The sequence below is a fragment of the Prevotella conceptionensis 9403948 genome, from assembly GCF_000312305.1.
Lineage (GTDB): Bacteria > Bacteroidota > Bacteroidia > Bacteroidales > Bacteroidaceae > Prevotella > Prevotella conceptionensis.
Genome location: NZ_HE999454.1, coordinates 1 through 4,882, shown reverse-complemented (window position 1 = coordinate 4,882; position 4,882 = coordinate 1). Strand labels below are relative to the sequence as shown.

Annotated in this window: 5 protein-coding genes and 4 tRNA genes; all 9 read right to left on the bottom strand. The window is 46.7% G+C overall.

What is annotated here, in order from left to right; translation table 11 throughout:
* Positions 1-156: 156 nt before the first annotated feature.
* Complete coding sequence (gene gldE, locus BN93_RS14140) at positions 157-1,419, bottom strand: gliding motility-associated protein GldE (RefSeq protein ID WP_019188968.1); 1,263 nt, start codon at positions 1,417-1,419, stop codon at positions 157-159.
* Between the two features lie 72 nt (positions 1,420-1,491).
* Complete coding sequence (locus BN93_RS14135) at positions 1,492-1,908, bottom strand: single-stranded DNA-binding protein (protein WP_019188967.1); 417 nt, start codon at positions 1,906-1,908, stop codon at positions 1,492-1,494.
* Between the two features lie 19 nt (positions 1,909-1,927).
* The gene (locus tag BN93_RS14130) at positions 1,928-2,479 is read right to left on the bottom strand and encodes a hypothetical protein (protein WP_044260960.1); all 552 of its coding nucleotides are present in this window, start codon (positions 2,477-2,479) and stop codon (positions 1,928-1,930) included.
* 23 nt (positions 2,480-2,502) lie between these two features.
* A tRNA-Gly gene (locus BN93_RS14125) sits at positions 2,503-2,575 on the bottom strand.
* A 22-nt stretch (positions 2,576-2,597) separates the two neighbouring features.
* Positions 2,598-2,681 (bottom strand) — tRNA-Leu (locus tag BN93_RS14120).
* Between the two features lie 24 nt (positions 2,682-2,705).
* Positions 2,706-2,787 (bottom strand) — tRNA-Leu (locus BN93_RS14115).
* A 26-nt stretch (positions 2,788-2,813) separates the two neighbouring features.
* Positions 2,814-2,886 (bottom strand) — tRNA-Gly (locus BN93_RS14110).
* Positions 2,887-3,334: 448 nt separating this feature from the next.
* Entirely contained in the window at positions 3,335-4,336 is a 1,002-nt protein-coding gene (locus BN93_RS14105; protein ID WP_019188965.1) for a virulence RhuM family protein, read from the bottom strand.
* 99 nt (positions 4,337-4,435) lie between these two features.
* The gene (locus BN93_RS14100; protein ID WP_019188964.1) at positions 4,436-4,642 is read right to left on the bottom strand and encodes a hypothetical protein; all 207 of its coding nucleotides are present in this window, start codon (positions 4,640-4,642) and stop codon (positions 4,436-4,438) included.
* Positions 4,643-4,882: the final 240 nt, after the last annotated feature.

Below are 4,882 nucleotides of genomic sequence, written 5' to 3'. Positions count from 1 at the left end.
TAAACGTTCTATACGCAAAAGGGGCATAATGGGGGGATTAAAGGATATTAAAAGACATAAGAGAAACACAACACGTGCGTAAAAACGCTTAGAACGTGGGGGAAGAGGGGGAGTGTAGGGGCGAGAAACTATTGATGTAGGACGTATTGAGGAGGGTTAAGGATGGACAACAACCTTTACTCTACTTATGCGGCGCTCTTCAATGGCGAGTATTTCGAACAGGTAATTCTTGTAATTTAGGCGTTCGCCAATCGAGGGGAAGTCGCCTTTAAGTTCAAGAAGAAGACCAGCCAGTGTGTCGGCACCGCCTTCAACCTCACTAAATTCCTCGTCATCCACTTCGAGTATCCTGCACAAATCGCTCAACAGCGTTTTACCATCGAAGATAAACGTGTTGTAATTCAACTTCGTATAGGTCTTCTCCGTCTCGTCGTCGTACTCGTCATTAATCTCTCCAACTATTTCTTCGAGGATGTCTTCTAGCGTAACAAGTCCGCTAGTGCCACCAAATTCGTCTACAACAATGGCAATGTGTATTTTGTTCTCTTGGAAATCGCGCAACAAGTCGTCGATTTTTTTCGTCTCGGGAACGAAATATGGCGGCCTAATCAGGCTCTGCCACCTAAACGTATGCGGTTTCGTTAGGTGTGGCAAGAGGTCTTTTACATACAGCACTCCTTTTATATTGTCCGTGTTGTCTTGATATATAGGAATTCGGCTGTAATTGTTTTCCTTGATACTTTCCAGCACTTCGCTGAAATTACACTTGATGTCGATGTCCACAATGTCCTTTCGGCTGGTCATTATCTCCTTCGCCGTTTCGTCACCAAAACGTATGATGCCCTGCAACAGTTTCTCCTCGTCTTTCAGTTCTTCTTTGTTTGTCAGCTCCAAGGCCTGTTCCAAGTCGTCAACGCTTAGCGTAACGCTTTCTTTTCCCATCATTTTTTCGGCCAGCATACCCGTTTTGAGGAGCACTGTTTCGAGTGGCCAAAAGAGTTTTCGGAGAAACAGCACGCCCGCAACACTCCTGCGGCAGAACAACAAGGGAACTTGTCGGCTCAACACCTTGGGCATGATTTCGCCAAAGAGCAGCAAAAGGAATGTAAGGAGGATGGTTAGGATGAGGAATTGCAGCCAATAGGCCCGCGGACCAAAGTGCACGATGTTGGCAAACACGTAGTTAAGCAACATGATTATGGTAACATTCACAAAGTTGTTTGTGATGAGGATGGTGGCCAACGTGCGCTCTGAGTCCTCGCGCAACATGTTGATGTTTTTGTCTTTAAGGCTCTTTTCCAAGTCGAGTTCGGAAATGTCGGATGGAGAAAGGCTGAAAAACGCAATTTCCGAACCACTGGCAAAGCCCGAAACGCCAAGCAGAACTATTGCCAAGACAAACGCAAAAACAACACCCATCGTTGGATGTTGTACGTATATGTCTGAGAATGCATTATAGAAAAAGGAGGTATCCAAAATCTACGAACAATGTTAAAATGGTAATTGATTGTCTTTCTGCTCTTCCGACTGTTCCGTTCGGGTGCTTGGCTCGTGGGCTTGCGGCTCTTGTCTGCTTTGGTTTTTGGGTGTAAGCATTTCCAAGCTGTCTGCCCAAATCTCGGTTACATATTGGCGTTTGCCTTGTTTGTCGTCGTAACTTCTGTATCTCACCTTGCCTTCAACATACAGTTTGTCGCCCTTATGCACGTATTTTTCAACAGTCTTGGCCAAGCTTTTCCAAAACACCACCGTGTGCCAGTCTGTTCTGTCGGGCACTTTCGTGCCGTTTTGCAGCGTGTAGCCCCGTTCGGTAGTGGCCAATGAAACTTGCGCCACAGCCGTATCGGCCTCGTAATAATGAACTTCGGGGTCTTTCCCAACGTTCCCTATCAGCATCACCTTATTCATATAGCCCTGGCCATTAAGTTTATTTCCATCTGCCCAAGTACCTAAACCTAAAATTCTTTCCTTTGGGTGAGGGGAATTGCGAACGTCTGTCCACGCGCTCGCTTAGGTTGTCTATCATGCGGTCGTAGCAGTCTTGTCCCGACATGGCTTTGCATTGAACCACGAAATGGGTGTCGCGATACTCGTATTTGCCCGTAGATGGAACAAGCACCACGCGTTTGAAATCCAGTTCGCCTTCGTACCATCCCGGTCGTTCCTCCGTCAGGCGCGTCATAGCTGTTGCGGCCAGGTCGCGTCTGTCGTACCCATTACTTACGGGCAACTGTTGTACGGCCTTTTTCTGCTTAAAGTCGAGCATTGTAGCAGCAACGGTCTTGATGATGATGAAATAAACTCGTGGGCGAACTTTATAACGTTTAGGATAATACACATCACTGGCCACATAGTCACGGATATCGTTTTCCAAGTCGATGTTCATGCCTATTTCCGGGATAGATTGGAGAAAGTCAAGTGCTTTTTCTACATTATCAACTAACGTTTCCTTATCAAAATATCTTAAGTATAAATTCATTGATAAATATGTTTCTCTGAAAGAGCGGAAAACGAGACTCGAACTCGCGACCCCAACCTTGGCAAGGTTGTGCTCTACCAACTGAGCTATTCCCGCGTCACTAAATAAAATAAAAATGTGAAGAGGAGGAGACTCGAACTCCCACGAAGCAATTTTCACTACCCCCTCAAAGTAGCGCGTCTACCAATTCCGCCACCTCTCCATCATAAGGCAATCTGAATAAATGTGCCCAGAACAGGACTCGAACCTGCACGCTGTTAAACACACGCACCTGAAACGTGCGCGTCTACCAATTCCGCCACCTGGGCAGCAACTAGTGTTATTCAGAATGTTGAGCGGAAAACGAGACTCGAACTCGCGACCCCAACCTTGGCAAGGTTGTGCTCTACCAACTGAGCTATTCCCGCAGCTTGTTTTACTAAGGCATTTCTCTAAATGCGCTGCAAAGGTACTATGTTTTTTCGAACCTGCAAATTATTTCTACGTTTTTTTTCGATTTGACCGCTAATTTAGCAGCCAAATCATCAGTGCTGGCTTTGTTGGATTTATATATATAAGGTGTGTTCCGTCCATTAACTCATTAATAACCAACAGTTCGCTTACATTGTCGAAGGAAAAACGGTGTGTTGTAGCACGCATCCCGTATGATTAATGAAGCGTGCGACATCAATTCGCAAACCAACGTAGGGTATCCCCTCGCCGATACCTTTGCTCTAGAAGCTTTTTTGCAACGGATAATCCCCCAGAGCAGGTTTCCGTCCGAGGGGATTTCAAAGTTTCTGTGTACGCAATTGACTGAACTCCCATCCGCTCGGTCATACTTCATCACCTTATCATACACTGACCAATTTGGGTTTAATTCTCATGCTCGTTTCCCTTCTTATTGATGTTTCCTAAGCGTTTGATGGCTTCCAGATAATCGCGTTCGGCGTCGCTGATGGTGCGTTGCTTGTAGCGGCGATATTCGTTTGTAGCGTGTTTCATGGCCTCATCGTGCGTCACCTTGCCTGCATCTTGCAGTAGTTGTTCGCCAGTCATAGTGAGTATTCGGTCCAGATAGTTGGCCCAGTCGTTCATGGTCATCGGTTGCTCTCGCTCTGCCTGTCGTTCCGCGAAGTCTAAATAGCCCGAAACCAGTTGTCCCAATGCGCGTAGTTCTTTTTCGTTGAGGTAGTTCTTGGCGGTGCGTGCTTCCGTTAGTGTGGGTTGGTTGCCTTTAAACGTAAGCAAGCCCATGAAATCTTTCTCGGCATCGGCACGCTCTACAATCAGTTCAGCAGCCGTATGGCCATGGATGGCATAGTGAATTTTGTTTTGAACTTTTTGGAAAAACAGCTGCGATACCGTTGCGCGCGGGTCGTAGTCGATGCTTGTGGCATATATTTCCAGCACTTGGCGATACAACACTTTCTCCGTTGCGCGTATGTCGCGGATGCGTGCCAGCAGTTCTTTCCAATACCCACCGCCACCCAGTTGTTTCAGTCGGTCGTCGTCTAGCGTAAAGCCCTTAACAATGTATTCTCTAAGCCGCTGAGTTGCCCATTGGCGAAAGCGCGTGGCAATGATGCTGCGTACCCGATAGCCAAGTGCGATAATCATATCGAGGTTGTAGAATGAGGTAAGATACGCCTTGCCGTCGGCAGCAGTGGTTCGGAGTTTCCGAACAACTGCATCTTCCTGCAATTCACCTTCTTCAAATATGTGCTTGATATGCTCACTGACATTCGACTTGCTGGTTTGATATAGCTCGCACATCTGTGCCTGCGTAAGCCACAACGTCTCGTCTTCGAGCCTTACGTCCAATCTGGTCAAGCCGCTTTCATCCGTGTAGATAATTATCATATTGTTTTCTTCCATGTCTGCTTAACTAATTATGAACTGATGGCAGCTAAATCACCTTGACAAAGTGTCGGTGATGGGCGCGGCAGCCTCGCGACGGGCAGCCTGTTTGCCGGGTCAGGTAAACTGGTACATCTCTTCTGCGTCTTCCACGGCATCATCGCCAAGCGGTTGTTGCAGCGTTTTTTTATTTACAACGTGCTTAACAGACTCCGTTTTCTCGTCCTTCACTTCGGTGAAACACGATGGTGCAATCCGAAAGAGCGCATCAAGGCTCAGCTTACTGCCGTCTGTCGATATGTGTTCCAATCTTTCAGGTTTCATTTTATCTAGTTGTTTATTGTTTCTCTTTTGCTTTCAAGTTGTACGGTTTGTTCGTGCGGCCGTTGCTACTTGTGCCTTGTTTACTGCTCTTCGCCAAGTTGTATTTGTCTTTGTGCTTTGCAAGAGCCCCAAAGGCAATGTGTGGAGCCGGCCTAAAATTTAGAGGAGTGTGGTATCTTTGTGATGCAAAACCAAGATAAACACTCCTCTCGTGTACCAAAGTACAGGGCAAAGTTACTG

Excerpts from the sequence above, each read along its gene's own strand:
- gldE (WP_019188968.1), bottom strand. The coding sequence starts at position 1,419 with ATGGGTGTTGTTTTTGCGTTTGTCTTGGCAATAGTTCTGCTTGGCGTT.
- BN93_RS14135 (WP_019188967.1), bottom strand. The coding sequence starts at position 1,908 with ATGAATAAGGTGATGCTGATAGGGAACGTTGGGAAAGACCCCGAAGTT.
- BN93_RS14130 (WP_044260960.1), bottom strand. The coding sequence starts at position 2,479 with ATGAATTTATACTTAAGATATTTTGATAAGGAAACGTTAGTTGATAAT.
- BN93_RS14105 (WP_019188965.1), bottom strand. The coding sequence starts at position 4,336 with ATGGAAGAAAACAATATGATAATTATCTACACGGATGAAAGCGGCTTG.
- BN93_RS14100 (WP_019188964.1), bottom strand. The coding sequence starts at position 4,642 with ATGAAACCTGAAAGATTGGAACACATATCGACAGACGGCAGTAAGCTG.